This is a genomic window from Clostridium sp. AUH-JLR23, assembly GCF_964238065.1.
Lineage (GTDB): Bacteria > Bacillota_I > Bacilli_A > Erysipelotrichales > Coprobacillaceae > Allocoprobacillus > Allocoprobacillus merdigallinarum.
The window spans coordinates 41,177-61,718 of sequence record NZ_CAXSKY010000007.1 but is presented as its reverse complement, the minus strand read 5'-3'; the positions used below and the strand labels follow the sequence as shown (position 1 = coordinate 61,718).

The window sequence follows — 20,542 nt, the reverse complement described above, 5'->3', positions numbered from 1 at the left end:
TATGGATGTTAAAGCAATTATGTGTGATGTTGATGGAACATTATTAAATAGTCAAGGAATTGTTTCACCAATGACAGTAGAAATGATTAAAAAAGCAAGAGAAAAAGGTATTTTATTTGGTTTATCAACTGGTAGAGATGTGCATAGTGTCAAAACGCTTTTAAATATTTGGGGTATTGATGGTTTGGTAGATGCGATTGTAGGAACAGGTGGCGCTGAAATTTATGATTATACTCTTCAAGTCGATAAATCAAGCTATCCACTGGATGGAGAACTGATTAAAGACATTATTCATCATTATGAAGATATGGATGTCAATTTTGCAGTGCCATATCAAGGTGTATTGTATGCACCAAAAGATGATGATTATATTCAAATGTTATCTAGAGATGATCGTGTGCCTTATGAGGTTGTAGATTTTGATGAATTCTTAAAGGAACCACGTCCTAAACTGATTATTATCTGTAATCCTGAATATATGGATAAAGTTGTGGAAAGAAGTCAGACATTTTCAAATGTTAAATATAAATCATCTTCTTTAAAAACAGCCAGTGTTTTATATGAATATATGGATCCAAGAGTCACAAAAACACATGGATTACAGGAAGTTATGGCAATGCATGATATTTCAATGGAACAATTATGTACATTTGGAGATGCCGATAATGATTATGATATGACACTTCATGCTGGTGTAGGTGTTGTGATGGCGAATGGTAGTGATAAGACAAAGAGCGTCGCTGACTATATCACTGACGATAATGATCATGATGGTATTGGAAAATTTATTGAAAAACATATTTTATAAGCTTTCATTTTGATGAAGGCTTTTTTTCATGTATAATAAAAATAGGAGGTGATAGGGATGAATATAGCTTTGATAGCACATGATTCTAAAAAACAGGAAATGATTGAATTTGTGAAAAAACATGAATCTTTTTTTAAACAGCATTCGTTATTTGCGACAGGAACAACAGGACTTAAAATTATGGAAAATACAGATTTGAAAGTTCATCGCTGTTTATCTGGACCATATGGTGGAGATCAACAGATTGGAGGATATGTGGGAGAAGGAAAAATGGATTTTGTGATTTTCTTTAGAGATCCTTTGACAGCGCAGCCACATGAACCAGATATTAATGCTTTAATGCGTGTTTGTGATGTGCATCAGGTTCCTCTAGCATCACATCAAAAAACAGCAGAACTGATTATAAAAACTTTAGAAAGTGAGGGAAGTATAGAATGAAATATGAAATTCAAGGAACACCTTTTCCAGTTGTCATTTGTGAATTAGAAAAGGGAGAAAAAATGGTGAGTGATAGTGGAGCTATGGTTTGGATGGATCCATGTATGACGATGGAAACAACAAGCGGTGGTATAGGGAAAGCTTTTGGGAGAATGTTTTCAGGTGAAACAATGTTTTTAAATGTCTATCAGGCTAGAGAAGCTGGTAAAATTGCTTTTGGTTCTTCATTTCCTGGTGAAATTCGTAAATATGATATTGCACCTGGACAGGAAATCGTTGTCCAAAAATCATCTGTTCTGGCATGTGAAGAAACAGTAGAAAGAAGTGTATTCTTTAATAAAAAAGTATCTACAGGTCTTTTTGGTGGTGAAGGTTTTGTCATGAGTCGTTTATCGGGACATGGTATTGCATTTATTGAACTTGATGGCGCAACGGTTGAATATCAGCTAGAAGCAGGGCAACAGCTGATTGTTGATTCAGGAAATCTGGCTATCATGGATGCGACGTGTCAATTGGCAATACAAAGTGTACCAGGCATGAAAAATAAATTATTAGGTGGCGAAGGTTTATTCAATACAGTGATTACAGGACCAGGACGTGTCGTTTTACAGACAATGCCAATATCAACAGTCGCCAATAGTATTATTCCTTTTATACCAACTGGTAAGTAGACGATGATTTTTAATATAAGTGGTCGCACAGATATCGTTGCTTTTTATAGTGACTGGATATTTCAACGTATCAAAGAAGGATATGTCTATGTGAGAAATCCTTATTATCCAACCCAGATTACCAAATATTTGATTAATGAGGATGTTGTTGATTGTTTTATTTTCTGTACAAAAAATCCTCGACCTATATTATCACGTTTAGATAAACTGAAGCCTTATCCTTCTTTTTTCTATGTGACCATAACGCCTTATGGTCGCGATATAGAGCCTCATGTTCCTGATTATCAAAAAGTCATATCAGACATTCAAAAGCTATCTTCTCAATTAGGAAAGCAAGCTGTTAGCATCAGATATGATCCTATTTTTATCAATCAGGAATATACAATAGAGAAGCATCTTTATTATTTTGAAGATATCCTCTCTCAGCTTCAAGGTTATGTTCATCATTGTGTGATCAGTTTTATTGATCTTTATCAAAAAACAAAAAGAAACTTTCCTGGTATTCAGGAAGTTCCTTTGTTTTGGCAACAACAGCTAGTAAAAGCTTTTGTACAGATTGCTAAAAAATATCAATTTCAGGTTCAAATGTGTGCAGAACCATATGATTTTTCAGAGTATGGTGTTTTATCACAAAGTTGTTTGAATGCGAGAATACTCAAAGATATAACAGGATATGATTTTATATCTGTGTCTAGTCAGCCTTTAAGACAGCATTGTCATTGTTATCCAAGTCGTGACATAGGGGAATATAATACATGCCCACATGGTTGTTTATATTGTTATGCAAATGAAAATAAGCAAAAAGTTATGGAGAACTATCAACTTCATGATCCTTTATCTCCATTGCTGATAGGACATGTTCATGAAGGTGATATCATCAAGCAGGCTAAACAAAAAAGTTATAAAAACAGACAATTATCTTTGGATATATAAAAAATGCAAGGTGGATTACCATCTTGCATTTTTAAGATAAGAGCCAATCAATGAGATATAAAGATTTGATACCCTCATAGGATTTAATATGGCTTCTATCCATTGATAAAATTATTTTTACCATTATGTAAAACTTTACATTATTCCCACATCTGCAAATACCAGTTACAATTTTAACAAGATGAATATCTTTGTTTGAAATGAGCTGATTTAAATATTCGGGACGGTTTATAAGCTTAGTTATGAAATTCCTTCTATCTTTTTTATATATTATATCCGAAAATATAAAAAAAAGTTTCGGACATACAAGTCTAAAACTTTGTAAAAAACGATATTTTTCGACATATAAACTCATTATTTCAACAAATTGTACAAATGATTTGTTTTGTTAATATGTCTACATAATAAATGAGATCAACATTTCTCATTTTTATGAGATATGTGGTTTTTATGATTTGTCATCATTTTAATACAAAAATGAATGAAGTGAATAGAATAAGTTTTTTTGTTGAAGTAAGCATAAACAATCTTTGTAAAAATGGACTGTTTTTCGCTTTTTTTCATATAATAAATTGAGGTGTTTTGATGATAAAAAAATGCTTGATTTGTTTATGTGTCTTTGTATTATGTCTCCAGATAACACCGGTTCATGGGGAAGAATTAAAATTAGCACCAAATGCTTCAGCATCCTTATTAATGGAAGCATCAAGTCGACAGGTTCTTTATTCAAATCATGAAAAAGAAAAGCTTTTTCCAGCTTCTACCACAAAGATTATGACCATGATTTTACTTTTTGAAGCTATTGAAAAAGGCAGTTTAAAATGGGATGAAGAGTTGACATGCAGTGCCTATGCAGCCAGTATGGGTGGTAGTCAGATTTATCTGGAAGAAGGAGAAAAAATGAGTGTCGCAGATTTGTTTAAAGCGATTAGTATTGCTTCTGCTAATGATGCCTGTGTGATGATTGGAGAACGTATTGCTGGAACGAATGATAATTTTGTGAAAATGATGAATGAAAAAGCGAAGGAACTCAAATTGGTGAATACTCACTTTGTGAATCCTACCGGTTTACATGATGATAATCATTATACTTGTGCCTTGGATTTAGGAACAATGGCCGCCTATTTAATAGAAATGGGTGGAGAACGTTTATTACAGACAACTTCTTTATACGATAGTTATATCCGTGAAGATACTGCTCATAAGTTTTGGCTTGTGAATACGAATAAGTTATTGAAATCTTATCAAGGAGCTGATGGATTAAAGACAGGTTATACCAAAGAAGCAGGCTATTGCATTGTTTCAACTGCCAAAAGAAATGGTTTAAGATTAATAGCGATTGTTTTAAAAGAAAGTGATCCTAAAGGCAGAAATCAGGAAGTATCACAACTCTTGGATTATGGATTTTCTTTATACGAAAACATCACTTTATTTCAAAAAAATGATGTCATTGAAAAAGTTAATATTGATAATGCCCGTATATCTCAAGTGGAAATCATAGCAAAAGTTGATATTCAGTATGTTCAAGATAAAAATGATACGACCAAAGTCACTTATCAGATGAATTATACAAATCTTGTGCCACCATTAAAAAAAGGTGAAGTGGTTGGTCATCTGTTATTGATGCGTGGAGATGTCAACATTGGTTCTTTTGATGTTACTGTGAAAACGGATGTTGAAGCCTTATCTTTTGTAGAAAAAGTCGTCAATCAACTCAAAGTTTTACTTTAAAAATCTATCTTGTGATGGATTTTTTATTTTGCATAAATATTCTAGTTTTGTTGAATAAGTTCTAGTTTTAGCGAAACGATTTTTTTTCATTTGGAATTGGTATATGATACCAAAGAAGGAGGAAGAGATATGGATAATCATATAGAGATTGAAAAAGCAAATCATCTGATTATTGTTCATTTTTATGGTGAAATTGATAGTGTTATGGCACCGGTTTATCGTGGACAGTTAAGTGATTTGATAGATGAGAGTGAAGAAGATGTGATTTTTGATTTTCAAAATACATCTTTTATAGATAGTTCAGGCATAGGACTTGTACTAGGGCGTTATAATCAGTTGAAATTTGAACATCGTACACTGATTTTAACAGGATTAAATCCTGTGGCTTATCGTCTTTTTGAATTAACAGGAATGTTTCAGATTATGCCTTATTATGAATCAATAGAACATTTAAAGGAGGGAACATTATGAATCAAATGGAAGTCAGTTTTAGCGCTATCTTGGATAATGAAAATTTTGCCAGAACAACGGTAGCGGCTTTTTTAACACCTTTAAATCCAACTATTGATGAAATTATTGAATGGAAAACAATTGTATCAGAAGCAGTCAGTAATGCTATTATTCATGGTTATAATCAAAATACAGAATGTTCTGTGGTTATGAAAATGAAGATTGATGGACGTCAGGTTCAACTGATTGTACAGGATTATGGTAAGGGGATTGAAAATTTAGAAGAAGTCAAAGCACCTTTTTATACAACTGCAAAAGACCTTGAACATGCAGGAATGGGATTAACCATTATTGAAACACTGGCGGATCAGTTAGAAATAGAAAGTGTTGTCAATATAGGAACAAAACTTATCATCACAAAAAGTTTAAAGAATCATGACACAATCTAAAACATTGGATCTTTTAAAAAAAGTCCGTTTAGGGGATGAACAGGCTAAAGAAGAGGTCGTTAAAGATAATTTAGGATTAGTTTGGTCAATTGTGCATAGATTTAAAAATAGTTATTATGATAAAGAGGATTTATTTCAGATTGGCTGTATTGGTTTGATGAAGGCTATTAATCATTTTGATACATCATATCAGGTTCAGTTTTCAACCTATGCAGTACCCATTATTATGGGTGAAATTAAACGCTATTTTAGAGATGATGGAACCATCAAAGTTTCTCGTTCTTTAAAAGAATTAAATATTAAAGTCACCAAAGCAAAAGAATACCTGCAAAGTCAAAACAATCAGGAACCAACGATTGAAGATGTCGCCAAGTATTTAGGTGTTGAACCACAGGACGTTGTAGAAGCCATAGATGCTTCTTATTATCCAACATCATTAAATGAACCAATTTATGAAAAAGATGGATCGACGATCAGTGTAGAAGATCGTCTGATTGATAAAAGTGATGAAATGTGGTTTGAAAAGATTGCTTTAGAAATGGAAATGGAAAAACTGGATGATAAAGAAAAAATGATTATTTATATGCGATATCAATTGGATTATAATCAAGATAAAATTGCGAAATATTTAGGTATTTCTCAAGTACAGGTTTCTCGATTAGAAAAGAAAATTGTGACAAAATTAAGAACACGCTTAAAAGATGGAAAATAGTATGCTATAATACATCAGAGGCGAGAAAAATGGAAAAAAGTGATTTTAAAAAATCTTTATTAGAATATATCAAAGTCATTATTATAACAGTGGTTTTCACACTGGGCGTTCTATATTTTGTTCAGATATCAAGAGTTGTGGGTTCATCAATGGAGCCGACTTATCAAAATGGAAATATCATTTTGGTTGATAAATTCTTTTATAAAAGAGGGAAACCCTCTTATAATGATATTGTTGTTGTGAAGTATCATGTGGCTGAGGGTGAAGATCAGATTATTAAAAGAATTGTTGGGTTGCCAGGTGATCGTCTTGAAATGAAAGATAATCAGCTTTATCGTAATGGTCAATTACTGAATGAAGATTATATCAATGGACCTATGGAAGGTAATGAAGATTTTTCTTATGATATTCCAGAAGGTAAGATTTTTGTGATGGGGGATAATCGTAATCACAGTGTTGACTCTAGAAATATAGGATATATTGATTTTGATGATCAGGTTGTTGGTCGTGTCTTTTTTAAGGTCTTTTGATAAGACCTTTTTCTTTTGGGAGGATTTATGAAAAAATTAAGATATGAACGTGTATTATTAGTAGGTGTGATTTTATGTTTACTCATTGGAACGATTGGATATATGTATTGTCATCGAAGTCGTTATTATGAATATCAGGGAGCTATGACAACTTATATAGGCACATATCATAAAGATGAAAAAATTTATACGTTTGATTTCAAAGGATTTCAAAAAGATAATCAATATTATTTATCTCTCAATGATTTATATAACTGGTTTGTGATTCAAGATCAAAATGCCAAGGTCTATGTTGACTATGGTAAACATACGATGGTTTATCAATTACATGATGTGACTTATCATATTGATTTTGGAAGAGATGAAATCAGATATAATGGAAATTGTATAAATGTAAGTAAAAATAATCAACATATTTATATTTCTCATAAAAATATATACCTTTCTGTCTATTATATAGAAAAAATACTGTTAAAAAATGAAAATCAAATCAAAATAGAAAATAAAACCGCTATCATTTCATAAATTTTATGATTTTTGTAGTCAAGATGGCATTTTTTTGATAGAATTGATTCATATTTGAAAGATGGAAAAACATCTCTCAAAGGAAAGGGTGAAAATATGGCATATAAATTTAATATTACTCGTGGTAATGCAATTTTAAATTTTTCTGAAGAATTCTGTCAAAGTCGTTGTCAATTAATTGAAAGTGAGTCTTTTGCGAAAGTTTTAGAAAAATATATTAAACATATTAAAAGAACTGATACAACTATTTACGAATATTTACATGCTATTGAAGAAGATGATGTTGACTTATTAAGAGATTTAAGAGATGTTTTTAAATTATTATTAGTCATGTCAGTAGAAGAAGTTTGTGCTATGCGTTCTCAGACAAAAGCATATTTTAAAGATCGTGATATGTTTATTGCTTTGGTTGAAGATATTTATTTATTCTGGCGTCGTTTACAAAGATATGCAATTGTTTTTAATGAAACAAAAAGAGCAGGTTATCAAAATGTTCAGTTTGCAGATGCACAAAGTGAATTTGAAGAATTGGTATTAGAAGTTTATCGTTCTATTCAATCAGCGATTGGAAAGAAAGATAAAGTTTTACGTCAGATTACTGCAGGGGTAAATGCTGGTTTAGCTGTAACGCATATGCGACCATTTTTACCATATGAATATCGTAATTTAGATGAAATTCCATTTATTGAATCTGTTGTTATTCATCCACCATTTATTGCTTATTCTAAACGTAATAAACGTGATGGAGTCTTTCCAGAAATCAAAACAAATCCTATTGAAGATAAAAAGTTCGATGCAGAATCATGGTTATGTTATCCTGCAAAAGTAGGAGATTTGTTATGTTTTGTTTACTTTAACGTGAAATTTATGGCACAAGGTGTAACATTATGTAACTTGTTTGATTTGGCTGATGAATCTGAATATCGTAATCGTAAACCAGATTTAATTTATGTTTATGGTTATGAAGATGGTGAAATGAATCAGGCTTTCTATCAGGATGAATCTAATGATATGATTGTTGCTTTATTATCAGCAAGTGATGATTTTGATTATTTTGGATATATGAAAAAAATGTGTTTAACATTGCATAATGTTCAAAAGATTAATCATCGTGAATTACCAATCCATGGAGCTATGGTTAAAATGACACTTCATAATGGTGAAACAAAAAATATCGTTGTTATGGGTGATAGTGGAGCTGGTAAGAGTGAAACAATTGAACAGATTAAAGTGATTGGAGCTGCTTATATTACAGACTTAAAGACAATCTATGATGATATGGGAGTACTTTCACTTGGTGATAAAGGAAAAGTGAAGACTTCAGGAACTGAAATTGGAGCTTTTGTCAGATTAGATGACTTGGATGCAGGATATAGCTTTAAAGAATTAGACCGTTCAGTCTTTATGAATCCAGATAAAGTCAATGCACGTATTGTCATTCCAATTACAGACTATAAAGATGTTGTGGCAAAACATGATGTTGATTTGTTCTTATATGCAAATAACTATGATGAAGATGGTGAAGCATTAAGTTTCTTTGATACACCAGAAGAAGCTTTAGAAGTCTTTAGAGCAGGAAATCGTATGGCAAAAGGAACAACAACAGAATATGGACTTGTAGGAAGCTATTTTGCGAATCCATTTGGACCAGTTCAAAGAAGAGAACAGACTGAACCTATTTTACAGGATTATTTTAAAAGAATGTTTAAGCAAGGTGTAAAAGTTGGTCAGTTGCGTACACGTTTAGGTATTAAAGGAAACGAACATCAAGGACCAAAAGATGCAGCTATTGCCATTTTAAAATATGTAACAGGTGAGGAAGAATTAAAAGAATTACCTGTTGAAGAATAATAGGAAACAGCAATGTTTCCTATTTTTTAAAAGGAGAAATATATGTGGATTATATTTGGAATATTAACTCTTATCATGACTTTATTGAATTTGTATATGTATAACGCTGGTAAAAATTATCATATTTTTATGGTTCTTTCCTTATTCTTGATGGCATTGACACTTTGCGATCAGTATCAAATGATAGCGTCTTGGAGTTTAGCAGGGGATTGGAGTGCTATTGCAGATGTTGCACCAACATTATCTATGATGCTATGGATATTTGTAATAGGTTCTTTTGTGGTGAATGTCATACCATTATTATTAAGTTATCGTAAGAATCGTTAATAAGTATGATGCTTTATTTATGAAAATAAAAAAGATTGTCTAAATATCAATGATATCTTGACAATCTTTTTTTATTAATAGATTCCTTGAGAAATCATAGCAGCTACAACCTTTTCAAATCCAGCAATATTAGCTCCTTTAATTAGGTCGTAACCTAAACCATATTTTTGAGCAGCTTTGACTGAAGAATCATGAATATCAACCATGATATCATGTAATTTCTGATCAACTTCTTCAGCGCTCCAGCTATAACGCATAGAGTTTTGAGCCATTTCTAATGCAGATACAGCAACTCCACCAGCATTTGCTGCTTTTGCAGGTCCTAAAGTTCCACCATTTTCTAAGAAGTAAGTAATGGCTTCAGGTGTTGTAGGCATGTTAGCACCTTCAATAATATATTTCACTCCATTAGCAACCAATTGTTTAGCTTCTTCTAATCCAATTTCATTTTGTGTTGCACATGGGAAAGCCATATCAACTTTTAATCCCCATGGTTTTTCACCAGCATGGAATTCACATCCAAATTTTTCAGCATAATCTTTAAGTTTGACATCATTTGAACTTCTGATTTTTAATAAGAAATCAATCTTTTCATCAGTTGTAATTCCATCAGGATCATAAACATACCCATCTCTACCAGAAATAGATACAACTTTTGCACCATATTCTCTTGCTTTTAAACATACACCCCAGGCAACATTTCCATAACCTGAACATGCAATTGTTTTACCTTCATAAGAATCATTAAAGTGTTTTAAAACTTCTTTACCATAATAAACAGCACCAAATCCAGTTGCTTCAGGTCGAATTAAAGATCCACCATATGGTAATGGTTTACCAGTTAAGACACCATTTTCATAGGCTCCTCTGATTCTTTTATATTGTCCATACATATATCCAATTTCTCTGGCACCTGTTCCAATATCCCCAGCAGGTACGTCAACGTCTGGTCCAATATGACGATATAATTCAGTCATAAATGATTGACAGAAACGCATGATTTCATTGTCTGATTTTCCTTGTGGATCGAAATCAGAACCACCTTTACCTCCACCAATTGGTAAAGTTGTTAATGAATTTTTAAAGATTTGTTCAAAACCTAAGAATTTAATAATTCCTAAATTAACAGATGGATGTAATCTTAAACCACCTTTATATGGTCCAATCGCATTTGAGAATTGAACACGATATCCTCTATTGACATGAACTTTTCCCTGATCATCTTGCCAAGGGACTTTGAACATAATGGCTCTATCAGGTTCTACCAATCTTTCTAAAATAGCCATATCCTCGTATTCAGGATGAGCTTCAATAACAGGTTCTAAGCTTTCCAAGACTTCTTCTACAGCTTGAATAAATTCAGGCTGATCAGCATTTTTTCTTTTTACATCTTCTAAAACTCTTTCAATATATTTCATAGTTTGAATCCTCCTTGAACTTATTATATACAATGATAAATAAAAAACAAGCATTTTAATAAAAAATTATTACATTTTTTGAAATTTAGATAAAATAATTCTTATTTTTTAGTATAAATAGAATTAAATGATAGATTTGTTTTGAAAATAATAATTTTTTATAATGTTATGAATAAAGTTTTCATTCTTTATAAAATATGTTAAACTACAAGAGGTGATAAAAAATGATGAAAAAATTTAAAGAATATCGTACATTTTTATTTTGTCTTTTCTTATTTATTATATTGATGATTTTGAGTCTTTATGCTTTTATGCAAAAAGCTTTACCACAGGCCATAGGTTGTCTTTTATTATCATTGATTGCACTTTTATTAATGACTGCAAGATATAAGATTATTTTATTTGATAATGAAATGATGATTTATGAGTGGAAAGTTGCAGCTATGTTACCAACATTGATTCCTTATCAAAATATTCAATCCATTCAAAAAAAGTCTAAGCATCATATTATTGTTGAGCATCAAAAAACAAGTCATATCTATGTTTTTAATAGTGATGCTTTTTTAAAAGCTTATAATGATTTCACTCAAGAGGATAAAACCAATGAAAATGAATAAACAATGTTTACCATGTCTGGTTAATCAGGTTGTCAAGATGGCAAGTATGACAGGATGTCTGGATCAGGATGAATTGTTTCACCAGTTTTTTGCCTATATGAGTCAGGTTGATTTTACAAAAACAAACCCTGAAATTATAGGTGAAGTTTTTGCCATGGTCAAAGCGTATATTCATCATGATGATCCTTACTATCAGTTAAGACATGATTATAATCAGATGTTTTTAAAACAACTGAATTAATTAGATAACCAGATTCATTCTTTTGAAGAGGCTGTTAAATATGCAATAGTAGGAAATATTATAGATTTTAGTCCTCTTCATCAAAATGTAAAACAAGATGTAACAAAGTATTTTCAAAATATAGATCAGTTATCATTAACTATTGACCATATTGAAGATTTAAAAGCTGATATTAAGACATCTTCATCTTTATTATATTTGGGAGATAATTGTGGAGAAATCTGTTTAGATAAATTATTGTTGAAAAGAATCAAGGATATCAATCCTGATATTACATTGTATTTTGCGACAAGAGGAGCAGCTGTGGTTAATGATTCTATATTAGAAGATGCCTATCAGGTAGGTATTGATGAATATGCAACCATTATATCTAATGGTGACAGTTCATTAGGAACAGTTCTTTCACGTGTCAGTGAAGAGTTTCTTGAAATCTATCATAAGGTGGATATAGTGATAGCAAAAGGACAGGCTAATTTTGAAAGCTTAAGTGAAGAAAAGAAAAATATTTATTTTTTATTGATGGTTAAATGTGGAGTGATCAGTCAATATATAGGTGCTTTAGAAAAATCGCTTGTCTGTCTATCTCAAAGAAAGAGAGGATAGCCAATGAAACTTCATGTGAAAAAAATAATAGATAGAGCTTCTTGGAAAACACAACAAAACAATCAAAAATACTATTTGATAGGGGCTTTGTTTTTATTTAGTTTACCAGTTGTCATGATCACTTATCATTTTTATATCATGTTTTTTCTTTTGTTTTTCATCATTATAATTGTTTTAATAGCTAGCTATATTCAAAATATAAAAAGCTTTTTTGATTTGAAAAGATTAAAGAGTGAAGTTGTGGATGTTGATGAAAACCAATGTTTTGTTTATCAAGATAAAGTTTTTGATTTTCATCAGTTAATAAAAATTCATTTACTGCGTCGCGTTATTTATTTGGAATTTGAAAATGATATCGTTGTTTTAGAGTATCAGAAAACTCTTTTCAATCAATTGAAAGATTCATATTCTCAATTGATTAATCAAAAGACAACCAAGATTGGAAGAATATCTTTTATGCTATTGATGATAGATATGCTTTTTGGTGTCATTATTATAATGAAAATAGTAGGGGGCATTATTTATTGTCTATCGACTTCAACAACGATTATAGATATCAGTCGATTATTTGGAGATATAGGGACTCTTGCTTTTATCTTTATTTGTGTTTTTTTAGCGAATATATTGAAGAAGTATAAGATTGTTTTTTATACAGTATCTGTGATAGTGGCATTTTGGTCATTGATGTCTCCAATGACACATGTAACACAATTGCTTGTTGATCAAGGTGCTATAGCTTATCGTGAAGATGTGAATGGGGTTCAGATTTATCGCGATGTTGCTTATGTGTTTGGAAAAGATGCGACCTTGATGTATGTAGATTCGATAGATGATATAGGAACTTTTCATGATGTTGTGTATGTTGAAAGTCAGCAACAATATCAATTCTATAGTTTAACGACACCACATCAAACACTTCAAGATTTATATGAGGAATATGAGGGTAGTTCTTATAGTCATCAGGATATCAATATAATGATTGATAAAAATGTCATTAAAATCAATTCAAAACCTTATCAGGCAGAGTTGATTGGTGATCATATGTTATATGTCAAGTTACAGCATCCTTATATCATTCAATTCAAAGATTTTCGATGTGAACTTTATCAGTTAGATAGAGGACATACAGTTGTTTTACAAGAAGATTATATGAATGATGTTACTTCTCAAGATAACGATATAGAAAATGAGGAAAAGAAAAGTCAAGAAGAGAACCAAGACAATGAAACAGTGACAGCTTCAACATCACAGCCAGAAGAAAAATCAGAAATAGAAAAAAGAAGAGAAAAACAAGATCAACAAAGATATCAGGCTTATCAACAGGCTATCCAACAAGATGATATGACATCTTTCCAGTCTACACAGGATGTTGTGAAAGTTCATGACGAAAATACGGATATTTATCGAGTGATTAAGTCATTGGATAGGGAAATCACACGAATCAATAATGAAGAAGGAACTATTCTAGATGTCCAAATTTTATCAATGTTGATTTATCATCAAAATAATGATGAATATGGTATTTATATTAATAGGCGAGTTGATTCTTCTGTTGAAGAAAGTCAGACGTTTCAAGAAATCATTTTCATGAAGAAATATGGTCATGATTATATTGGAACAAGACTTTATGATATAAGTTATATGCCAACTGATCATCCTACCAATAATGGTGAATATGAAACACGTCAAACAACTGACTATCTTTATCGCATTGATGGTCATCAGGTTGTGGAAAATGCATGGTAAAAAAAGAATTTTCAAAAAATTCTTTTTTTATTTATTAAAGTGTGTTAAAATGATAAAAAATGAGGTGATATTTATGAAAAAGACAATTTTAAATCAACAATTTCATCGCCATCACCATTGGAACACTTAGGGTTATATCTATGAAAGATACAGCCCGTTTTGCATATACTTTATAAATGGGTGTATCTAATGACTTATAGAAGGTTTGGACGAGTCATTAAGACTCGTCTTTTTTGTTAAAGGGGGATTGACATGGAAGAGTTTAAATATTTAATACCTGAAGAAAGTATTGATGCCATTATGAATAATGTGTCTAAGTTAAGAGATATTGAAAATGATTTAAGACATATTTTTGTTGAACATGGCTATTTAGAAGTTTTGATGCCATCATTTGAATATGTGGAACTTTATAATGATATGGATATTGGAATTGATGAAGAAAAGATGTTTCAATATATCAATTATGAAGGCAAAAGAGTGGCATTGAGAGTGGATTTTACAGTTCCACTAGCAAGATTGTATAGCTCACAAAAAGAAAATGGTGAAAAAAGATATTGTTATTTTGGGAAGGTTTATCGTAAAGAAAAAAGACATAAAGGAAGAAGCAGTGAATTTTTTCAGGCAGGCATAGAATTGCTTGGAAAAGCAGGTGTTGCGGGAGATTTAGAATGCTTAGAGCTTGTTTTAGAAACAATGCAGTGTTTAAGATTAAAGACATTACGCATTGAAATGGGATCGGCTCAATTTTATAACCGTTTAGTTGAAATCGTGGATGATGAGAAATTCATCAATATATTAAAAAGACGCGATTTAAGTGCTATGAAAGACTTTGTAGAGAGTCATCATTTTGATAATCATCTCCATGATTTGTTGTTGATGTTACCTCAAGCTTTTGGTGATATTCAAGTTTTATATCAGGTTCAATCACTGATAGATGATCCATTATTAAAAGAGGCTATTGAAGAGTGCATTCATTTATATCAACAATCAAAGATGAAAGACATTTTAACATTTGATTTAGCTATGACGCCAATGATGAAATATTATACAGGTATTATGTTAAAGGGGTATTCGCCTTATAGTGCTGAACCTATTATGAATGGTGGACGTTATGATAAACTCATGAATCATTTTCAAAGGCAGGTTCCTGCAATTGGATTTAGTTATGATTTAAGTCATATTCTCAAAGCTTTAGAAAAGGAGGAAGAAGCATGATTAAAATAGCCATTACAAAAGGGCGTATTGAAAAGCAGGTTTGTCAATTGTTATCAAAACAGGGATTTGATATGGAACCTATTTTTCATAAAGACCGTGAACTCATGATTGAAACTCCTGATGGTTTATCAATGATTTTTGCGAAAGCCAATGATGTTTTGACTTTTTTAGAACATGGGATCGTTGATGTCGGTTTTGTAGGAAAAGATACTTTAGAAGATAGTGATTTCCAGGATTATTATGAAATGCTGGATTTGGATATAGGAAAATGTTATTTTGCAGTCGCTGCTTATCCTGGTTACAAAGATAAAGTTTTTCATCGTCGTAAACGTATTGCTTCTAAATATACCAAAGTGGCTAAGGATTATTTTAACCAAAAACAGGAAGATGTTGAAATCATAAAGCTGGAAGGTTCAGTAGAACTGGGGCCTGTTGTGGGATTAAGTGATGCTATTGTGGATATTGTAGAAACAGGTTCAACGCTTAAAGCCAATGGTTTAGAGGTTATTGAAAAAATCAGTGATATTTCTACAAAAATGATTGTCAATAAAGTGAGTTTAAAATTTAAAAAAGAAGAAATCTTTGATTTGATTTATAAATTGAAAGGGGAGTAATAAGATGTTAAAAGTTTATGATTTACAAGGGCAGTTTAAGGATGTTGTGCAAAAGTTTTCATCACGTAAAACTGAAATGACCAAACAGGTCAATGATACTGTCATGAATATGATTGAAGATGTTGAAAAAAATGGAGATCAGGCATTAATGAAATATTGTCGAGATTTAGATGGTTTCATGATTGATAATCCTAAAGATTTGATTGTCTCAAAACAAGAAATCTTGGATGGTGTCACAAGTGTTGGTAAAGACTTTATGCGTATTTTAGAGCGTACTAAAGAACAGTTAATAGCTTTTCATCAACATCAGGTGGATAAATCATGGTCATTATATAAGGAAAATGGTGTCATGATGGGGCAATTGGTAAGAGGTTTGGAAAAAGTGGCTTTATATGTACCAGGAGGAACAGCAACGTATCCATCAACTGTTATGATGAATGCAATTCCTGCAAAGCTTGCAGGAGTTCAAAACCTGATTATCATCACGCCAGTAAAAGCTGATGGAAAAGTGAATCCTAGCATTCTAGCAGCAGCCTATGTTTGTGGGATTGATGAAATTTATAAGGTAGGGGGCGCTCATGGTGTTGCTGGAGTTGCGATAGGAACAGCAACCTTACCAAAAGTTGATAAAATTGTCGGACCAGGCAATATTTATGTAGCGACAGCTAAAAAATGCTGTTATGGCCGAGTAGACATTGATATGATTGCTGGACCTAGTGAGATTTTAATTGTGGCAGATGACAAAGCCAATCCTAAATATATTGCAGCCGATTTAATGAGTCAGGCGGAACATGATCGTTTAGCCAGTGCTCTTTTGGTCACAACATCGCCTTCACTTGTTGAAAAGGTCAATGAAGAGTTGAAACGACAGATACAGTTATTACCAAGAACAGAAATTATTGAAGAATCGTTACAGAACTATGGTGGAGCATTTATTGTGAATTCAATTGAAGAAGCTTTTCAGGTTTCTAATGAGTTTGCGCCTGAACATCTTGAAGTGCTTGTAGAAAACCCAATGAATACTTTACCACTGATTCATAATGCTGGATCTATATTTTTAGGTGAATATACACCAGAACCACTTGGTGATTATATGTCAGGAACAAATCATGTTTTACCAACCGGAGGAACAGCTAAATTTTATAGTGCTTTAGGTGTTTATGATTTTGTGAAATACTCATCATACAGTTATTATCCAAAAGCAGCTTTAGAAGCATTGAAAGATGATGTCATCACATTTGCCAAAAAAGAAGGATTAGACGGACATGCCAATAGTGTTGCAGTGAGATTTGAGGAGGATACATATGAGAAAAAGTCAAATAAAGCGTGAAACAAGAGAAACATCTATTGATATGTCCTTAAATCTAGATGGGCAAGGTATAGCTCAAATTGATACAGGTATTGGATTTATGGATCATATGCTTGAATTATGGGCTTTCCATAGTGGTTTTGATTTAAAAGTGATTTGTCATGGTGATTTAAACGTTGATAGTCATCATACAATAGAAGATTTAGGAATTGTTTTAGGAGAATGTATCAAAGAAGCATTAGGTGATAAAAAAGGCATTTATCGCTATGGTCAAATGGCTATTGTCATGGATGAAGCACTCGTCACAACAACACTTGATTTAAGTGGTCGTCCTTACCTTGTTTATCATGCACAATTGCCTTGTATGAAACTTGGTCAATATGAAACGGAGATGACAAAAGAGTTTTTTAAAGCAGTCAGTGATCATGCTATGATGACTTTGCATATTCATGAAAGCTATGGTGAAAATACACATCATATTATTGAAGCGATGTTTAAAAGCTTTGCACGTGCATTAAAACAGGCAGTCATGATTGATGAAAATCATCAAGATCAGATTGTGTCATCAAAAGGAGTTTTATAAGATGATTGTGATTATTGATTATCATGTTGGAAATTTAATGAGTGTGCAAAATGCTTTTTTGAAACTTGGTATGGATGTTGTGGTGAGTCGAGATCACGATGTGATTCGACAGGCCAAAGGAATTGTACTGCCTGGTGTAGGAACATTTCCAGTAGCGATGGAACATTTAAAGAAATATGATCTGATTGATATTTTAAAAGAAAGAAAAGAAGCGGGTATTCCAATATTGGGAATCTGTTTAGGAATGCAAATTTTATTTGAAAAAGGTTATGAAGTGACTCCAACGGAAGGATTAGGCTTTTTAAAAGGTGAAGTCAAACTGATGGATGTGCAGGCCAAAATCCCACATATGGGATGGAATGAACTGATTCTCACACAAGATCATCCCTTAATGAAAAATATAAAAAATGGGGATTATGTTTATTTTGTTCATTCTTATATGGCTTATCCAACCGATGATGAACTCATTGCCTGTTGTGAATATGGACAAGCCAAGATCACGGCTGTTGTCGCAAAGGATCATGTCATGGGATGTCAGTTCCATCCTGAAAAAAGTGGTGCAGTCGGAAGAAAAATTTTATTAGCGTTTAAGGAGATGGTGCAATGATTATTATTCCAGCAATTGATTTAAAAGATGGTGAGGCAGTGCGTTTATATAAAGGTGATTATCAACAAAAAACAGTCTATTCTTCATCACCAGAAACACTGGCTTTACAGTTTCAGAATATGGGAGCCAATTATTTACATGTGGTAGATTTAGATGGAGCTAAAGACGGGACAACAACAAATCTTTCAACAATTCAAAAAATTCGTCAGACCATCTCTATTCCTATTGAAGTCGGTGGTGGTATCAGAACAATGGATACCGTAGAACTATACTTAGAAAAAATAGGGATTGATCGTGTGATTTTAGGTACGGCAGCTATTGAAAATCCTGAATTTTTAAAAACAGCTTTAAAGAAATATGGAGCTAAACGTATTGTTGTGGGCGTGGATATCAAAGATGGATTTGTATCGACTTCAGGATGGCTTGTCAATACACAGATATATTACTTAGATTTTTTACAGGAATTAGAAAAAATGGGAGTTCAATATATTGTGTGTACAGATATTTCTAAAGATGGTACATTACAGGGACCATCATTTCCCATCTATCAAAAAATCAAAGACACAACATCTTTACATTGCATTGTTTCTGGCGGCGTAAAAGGAGCTGAAGATATTTTGGAAGCAGCCAGACAAGGTTATTATGGCTGTATTGTTGGAAAAGCTTATTATGAAGGTCAGATTGACTTGAAAGAGGTGATATCATGCTTGCCAAAAGAATCATTCCCTGTTTAGATATTAAAGATGGTATGGTTGTTAAAGGAGTGAATTTTGTAGGATTAAAAAATGTGGGTGATCCTATTGAAATTGCGAAAAGATATGATGAACAATGTGCTGATGAAGTTGTTTTTTTAGATATCACTGCGACTTATGAAAATCGTGATATTATCAAAGATCTGATTCAACGTGCAGCCAGTGAATTGTCGATTCCATTAACTGTCGGTGGGGGTATTCGTACTTTAGATGATTTTCGTATGATTTTATCCAGTGGAGCAGATAAAGTCTCTATCAATTCAGCAGCGATTTTAAATCCACAATTGATCCAACAGGCTGCAGATGAATTTGGTGTGCAGTGTGTCGTTGTAGCAATTGATGCCAAGATGCGTGATGATCAAAGTGGTTATGATGTCTATATGGCTGGTGGTAGAAAAAATACGGGATTGGATTTAATCACATGGGTTCAACAATGTGAACAGCTGGGAGCTGGTGAGATTTTATTGACATCTATGGATAAAGATGGAACCCGTGATGGATTTGATATTGATATGTTAAATGCAGTCCTTGACGTTGTTTCTATTCCCGTCATAGCCAGTGGTGGGTGTGGGAATCAGGAAGATATTGTGGAAGTATTTGAAAAAACAAATTGTGATGGGGCCTTGGCAGCTTCTTTATTTCACTATCAGGAAGCGACTATTGATGATGTGAAAGCATTATGTGCCAGTCATCACATTCCAGTAAGGAGGAATTGAGAATTGATGAAACCAGATTTTGAAAAAGGAAATGGGTTAATCCCAGCGATTGTACAAGATGTCAAAACAAAGGATGTATTGATGTTAGCTTATGTCAATGAAGAGGCTTATGAAAGAATGTTGACAACCAAAGAAACTTATTTTTATTCACGTTCACGTCAGGAACTTTGGCATAAAGGAGAAACATCTGGACATTTCCAATATATTCAGGGAATGTATTTAGATTGTGATGAGGATACTTTACTGATTCTGGTTGAACAGGTTGGAGCAGCCTGTCATACTGGAGCCTATTCATGTTTCTTTCAGGAAGTCATACCTTACATTTTTGAAAAGAATATTTTTCATGAAGTTTATGATGTCATTGCTGATCGACAGGTACATCCTGTTGAAAAATCATATACAAATTATTTATTGGAACAGGGTGTTGATAAAATCTGTAAAAAAGTAGGCGAAGAAGCCAGTGAAACAATTATTGCAGCAAAAAACAACAATCAAGAAGAATTAATTGGTGAAATCAGTGATTTGTTTTATCATGTATTGGTTTTGATGTATCAACAAGGTATTCAGGTTGAGGATATAGAAGAGAAATTGAGGGAAAGACATCAAATCAGTGGTAATAAAAAAGAATTTCATCAAAGAGGAGATTATTAGTGATTCTGATAATCTTTTTTTGTTTTGATAAACAAATAAATTTAA

Annotated in this window: 23 protein-coding genes and 1 pseudogene; 23 read left to right on the top strand and 1 reads right to left on the bottom strand. The window is 32.3% G+C overall.

Annotated elements, in window-relative coordinates; all coding sequences use genetic code 11:
* The first annotated feature begins 1 nt into the window (after position 1).
* The 12 genes from ACESR5_RS05025 to ACESR5_RS04970 all read left to right on the top strand — a co-directional run bounded on the left by ACESR5_RS05025 (position 2) and on the right by ACESR5_RS04970 (position 9,425).
* Positions 2-808 (top strand): Cof-type HAD-IIB family hydrolase, encoded by an 807-nt coding sequence (locus ACESR5_RS05025; RefSeq protein ID WP_373154525.1) that lies wholly within the window; start codon positions 2-4, stop codon positions 806-808.
* A 57-nt stretch (positions 809-865) separates the two neighbouring features.
* Entirely contained in the window at positions 866-1,246 is a 381-nt protein-coding gene (gene mgsA, locus ACESR5_RS05020) for a methylglyoxal synthase (protein WP_087298119.1), read from the top strand.
* Positions 1,243-1,917 (top strand): TIGR00266 family protein, encoded by a 675-nt coding sequence (locus ACESR5_RS05015; RefSeq protein ID WP_191341722.1) that lies wholly within the window; start codon positions 1,243-1,245, stop codon positions 1,915-1,917. Before mgsA ends, ACESR5_RS05015 begins: the two co-directional genes overlap by 4 nt.
* A gap of 3 nt (positions 1,918-1,920) precedes the next feature.
* Positions 1,921-2,850, top strand: coding sequence for a DUF1848 domain-containing protein (locus ACESR5_RS05010; RefSeq protein WP_373154524.1), 930 nt, complete (start codon positions 1,921-1,923; stop codon positions 2,848-2,850).
* A gap of 585 nt (positions 2,851-3,435) precedes the next feature.
* Positions 3,436-4,581 carry a D-alanyl-D-alanine carboxypeptidase family protein gene (locus ACESR5_RS05005; RefSeq protein ID WP_373154522.1) on the top strand — a complete coding sequence of 382 codons (1,146 nt, stop codon included), beginning with the start codon at positions 3,436-3,438 and terminating at the stop codon, positions 4,579-4,581.
* Positions 4,582-4,710: 129 nt separating this feature from the next.
* A complete protein-coding gene (locus tag ACESR5_RS05000) occupies positions 4,711-5,052 on the top strand; it encodes an anti-sigma factor antagonist (protein WP_373154521.1) in 342 nt (113 codons plus the stop codon).
* On the top strand, positions 5,049-5,480 hold the full coding sequence (gene spoIIAB, locus ACESR5_RS04995; protein ID WP_087243294.1) for an anti-sigma F factor: 432 nt from the start codon (positions 5,049-5,051) through the stop codon (positions 5,478-5,480). Before ACESR5_RS05000 ends, spoIIAB begins: the two co-directional genes overlap by 4 nt.
* A complete protein-coding gene (locus tag ACESR5_RS04990; protein WP_087243293.1) occupies positions 5,467-6,192 on the top strand; it encodes a SigB/SigF/SigG family RNA polymerase sigma factor in 726 nt (241 codons plus the stop codon). Before spoIIAB ends, ACESR5_RS04990 begins: the two co-directional genes overlap by 14 nt.
* A gap of 29 nt (positions 6,193-6,221) precedes the next feature.
* Positions 6,222-6,722 (top strand): signal peptidase I, encoded by a 501-nt coding sequence (lepB, locus tag ACESR5_RS04985; protein WP_129737386.1) that lies wholly within the window; start codon positions 6,222-6,224, stop codon positions 6,720-6,722.
* 27 nt (positions 6,723-6,749) lie between these two features.
* Positions 6,750-7,247 (top strand): hypothetical protein, encoded by a 498-nt coding sequence (locus ACESR5_RS04980; protein ID WP_087298114.1) that lies wholly within the window; start codon positions 6,750-6,752, stop codon positions 7,245-7,247.
* Between the two features lie 96 nt (positions 7,248-7,343).
* The gene (locus ACESR5_RS04975; protein WP_087243361.1) at positions 7,344-9,098 is read left to right on the top strand and encodes a phosphoenolpyruvate carboxykinase; all 1,755 of its coding nucleotides are present in this window, start codon (positions 7,344-7,346) and stop codon (positions 9,096-9,098) included.
* A 42-nt stretch (positions 9,099-9,140) separates the two neighbouring features.
* Positions 9,141-9,425 carry a hypothetical protein gene (locus ACESR5_RS04970; RefSeq protein WP_087243290.1) on the top strand — a complete coding sequence of 95 codons (285 nt, stop codon included), beginning with the start codon at positions 9,141-9,143 and terminating at the stop codon, positions 9,423-9,425.
* Between the two features lie 74 nt (positions 9,426-9,499).
* On the opposite strand, the gene gdhA is transcribed toward ACESR5_RS04970, so the two are convergent.
* Positions 9,500-10,843 (bottom strand): NADP-specific glutamate dehydrogenase, encoded by a 1,344-nt coding sequence (gene gdhA / locus ACESR5_RS04965; protein WP_087243289.1) that lies wholly within the window; start codon positions 10,841-10,843, stop codon positions 9,500-9,502.
* 227 nt (positions 10,844-11,070) lie between these two features.
* Between gdhA and ACESR5_RS04960 the strand changes: the two genes are divergently transcribed.
* The 11 genes and pseudogenes from ACESR5_RS04960 to hisIE all read left to right on the top strand — a co-directional run bounded on the left by ACESR5_RS04960 (position 11,071) and on the right by hisIE (position 20,497).
* Positions 11,071-11,460, top strand: coding sequence for a hypothetical protein (locus tag ACESR5_RS04960; RefSeq protein ID WP_373154517.1), 390 nt, complete (start codon positions 11,071-11,073; stop codon positions 11,458-11,460).
* Positions 11,420-12,304 (top strand): annotated as a pseudogene (locus ACESR5_RS04955) (DUF89 domain-containing protein). Before ACESR5_RS04960 ends, ACESR5_RS04955 begins: the two are co-directional and overlap by 41 nt.
* A 3-nt stretch (positions 12,305-12,307) precedes the next feature.
* Positions 12,308-14,050, top strand: coding sequence for a hypothetical protein (locus tag ACESR5_RS04950; RefSeq protein WP_087936292.1), 1,743 nt, complete (start codon positions 12,308-12,310; stop codon positions 14,048-14,050).
* Between the two features lie 252 nt (positions 14,051-14,302).
* A complete protein-coding gene (locus tag ACESR5_RS04945) occupies positions 14,303-15,265 on the top strand; it encodes an ATP phosphoribosyltransferase regulatory subunit (RefSeq protein WP_373154515.1) in 963 nt (320 codons plus the stop codon).
* The gene (gene hisG, locus ACESR5_RS04940) at positions 15,262-15,879 is read left to right on the top strand and encodes an ATP phosphoribosyltransferase (protein ID WP_087243284.1); all 618 of its coding nucleotides are present in this window, start codon (positions 15,262-15,264) and stop codon (positions 15,877-15,879) included. Before ACESR5_RS04945 ends, hisG begins: the two co-directional genes overlap by 4 nt.
* Positions 15,880-15,883: 4 nt before the next feature.
* Entirely contained in the window at positions 15,884-17,209 is a 1,326-nt protein-coding gene (gene hisD, locus ACESR5_RS04935) for a histidinol dehydrogenase (RefSeq protein ID WP_087243283.1), read from the top strand.
* Positions 17,184-17,771, top strand: coding sequence for an imidazoleglycerol-phosphate dehydratase HisB (hisB, locus tag ACESR5_RS04930; RefSeq protein WP_087243282.1), 588 nt, complete (start codon positions 17,184-17,186; stop codon positions 17,769-17,771). Before hisD ends, hisB begins: the two co-directional genes overlap by 26 nt.
* A gap of 1 nt (position 17,772) precedes the next feature.
* Complete coding sequence (hisH, locus tag ACESR5_RS04925; protein ID WP_087243281.1) at positions 17,773-18,378, top strand: imidazole glycerol phosphate synthase subunit HisH; 606 nt, start codon at positions 17,773-17,775, stop codon at positions 18,376-18,378.
* Positions 18,375-19,112, top strand: coding sequence for a 1-(5-phosphoribosyl)-5-[(5-phosphoribosylamino)methylideneamino]imidazole-4-carboxamide isomerase (hisA, locus tag ACESR5_RS04920; RefSeq protein WP_087243280.1), 738 nt, complete (start codon positions 18,375-18,377; stop codon positions 19,110-19,112). Before hisH ends, hisA begins: the two co-directional genes overlap by 4 nt.
* Positions 19,082-19,846, top strand: coding sequence for an imidazole glycerol phosphate synthase subunit HisF (gene hisF, locus ACESR5_RS04915; protein WP_087936288.1), 765 nt, complete (start codon positions 19,082-19,084; stop codon positions 19,844-19,846). The genes hisA and hisF overlap by 31 nt, the downstream gene beginning before the upstream one ends.
* Positions 19,847-19,852: 6 nt before the next feature.
* Complete coding sequence (gene hisIE, locus ACESR5_RS04910; protein ID WP_087243278.1) at positions 19,853-20,497, top strand: bifunctional phosphoribosyl-AMP cyclohydrolase/phosphoribosyl-ATP diphosphatase HisIE; 645 nt, start codon at positions 19,853-19,855, stop codon at positions 20,495-20,497.
* Positions 20,498-20,542: the final 45 nt, after the last annotated feature.

What these genes read in the sequence shown, in the direction of transcription:
- ACESR5_RS05025 (WP_373154525.1), top strand. Translation starts at nt 2, where the DNA reads ATGGATGTTAAAGCAATTATGTGTGATGTTGATGGAACATTATTAAAT.
- mgsA (WP_087298119.1), top strand. Translation starts at nt 866, where the DNA reads ATGAATATAGCTTTGATAGCACATGATTCTAAAAAACAGGAAATGATT.
- ACESR5_RS05015 (WP_191341722.1), top strand. Translation starts at nt 1,243, where the DNA reads ATGAAATATGAAATTCAAGGAACACCTTTTCCAGTTGTCATTTGTGAA.
- ACESR5_RS05010 (WP_373154524.1), top strand. Translation starts at nt 1,921, where the DNA reads ATGATTTTTAATATAAGTGGTCGCACAGATATCGTTGCTTTTTATAGT.
- ACESR5_RS05005 (WP_373154522.1), top strand. Translation starts at nt 3,436, where the DNA reads ATGATAAAAAAATGCTTGATTTGTTTATGTGTCTTTGTATTATGTCTC.
- ACESR5_RS05000 (WP_373154521.1), top strand. Translation starts at nt 4,711, where the DNA reads ATGGATAATCATATAGAGATTGAAAAAGCAAATCATCTGATTATTGTT.
- spoIIAB (WP_087243294.1), top strand. Translation starts at nt 5,049, where the DNA reads ATGAATCAAATGGAAGTCAGTTTTAGCGCTATCTTGGATAATGAAAAT.
- ACESR5_RS04990 (WP_087243293.1), top strand. Translation starts at nt 5,467, where the DNA reads ATGACACAATCTAAAACATTGGATCTTTTAAAAAAAGTCCGTTTAGGG.
- lepB (WP_129737386.1), top strand. Translation starts at nt 6,222, where the DNA reads ATGGAAAAAAGTGATTTTAAAAAATCTTTATTAGAATATATCAAAGTC.
- ACESR5_RS04980 (WP_087298114.1), top strand. Translation starts at nt 6,750, where the DNA reads ATGAAAAAATTAAGATATGAACGTGTATTATTAGTAGGTGTGATTTTA.
- ACESR5_RS04975 (WP_087243361.1), top strand. Translation starts at nt 7,344, where the DNA reads ATGGCATATAAATTTAATATTACTCGTGGTAATGCAATTTTAAATTTT.
- ACESR5_RS04970 (WP_087243290.1), top strand. Translation starts at nt 9,141, where the DNA reads ATGTGGATTATATTTGGAATATTAACTCTTATCATGACTTTATTGAAT.
- gdhA (WP_087243289.1), bottom strand. Translation starts at nt 10,843, where the DNA reads ATGAAATATATTGAAAGAGTTTTAGAAGATGTAAAAAGAAAAAATGCT.
- ACESR5_RS04960 (WP_373154517.1), top strand. Translation starts at nt 11,071, where the DNA reads ATGAAAAAATTTAAAGAATATCGTACATTTTTATTTTGTCTTTTCTTA.
- ACESR5_RS04950 (WP_087936292.1), top strand. Translation starts at nt 12,308, where the DNA reads ATGAAACTTCATGTGAAAAAAATAATAGATAGAGCTTCTTGGAAAACA.
- ACESR5_RS04945 (WP_373154515.1), top strand. Translation starts at nt 14,303, where the DNA reads ATGGAAGAGTTTAAATATTTAATACCTGAAGAAAGTATTGATGCCATT.
- hisG (WP_087243284.1), top strand. Translation starts at nt 15,262, where the DNA reads ATGATTAAAATAGCCATTACAAAAGGGCGTATTGAAAAGCAGGTTTGT.
- hisD (WP_087243283.1), top strand. Translation starts at nt 15,884, where the DNA reads ATGTTAAAAGTTTATGATTTACAAGGGCAGTTTAAGGATGTTGTGCAA.
- hisB (WP_087243282.1), top strand. Translation starts at nt 17,184, where the DNA reads ATGAGAAAAAGTCAAATAAAGCGTGAAACAAGAGAAACATCTATTGAT.
- hisH (WP_087243281.1), top strand. Translation starts at nt 17,773, where the DNA reads ATGATTGTGATTATTGATTATCATGTTGGAAATTTAATGAGTGTGCAA.
- hisA (WP_087243280.1), top strand. Translation starts at nt 18,375, where the DNA reads ATGATTATTATTCCAGCAATTGATTTAAAAGATGGTGAGGCAGTGCGT.
- hisF (WP_087936288.1), top strand. Translation starts at nt 19,082, where the DNA reads ATGCTTGCCAAAAGAATCATTCCCTGTTTAGATATTAAAGATGGTATG.
- hisIE (WP_087243278.1), top strand. Translation starts at nt 19,853, where the DNA reads ATGAAACCAGATTTTGAAAAAGGAAATGGGTTAATCCCAGCGATTGTA.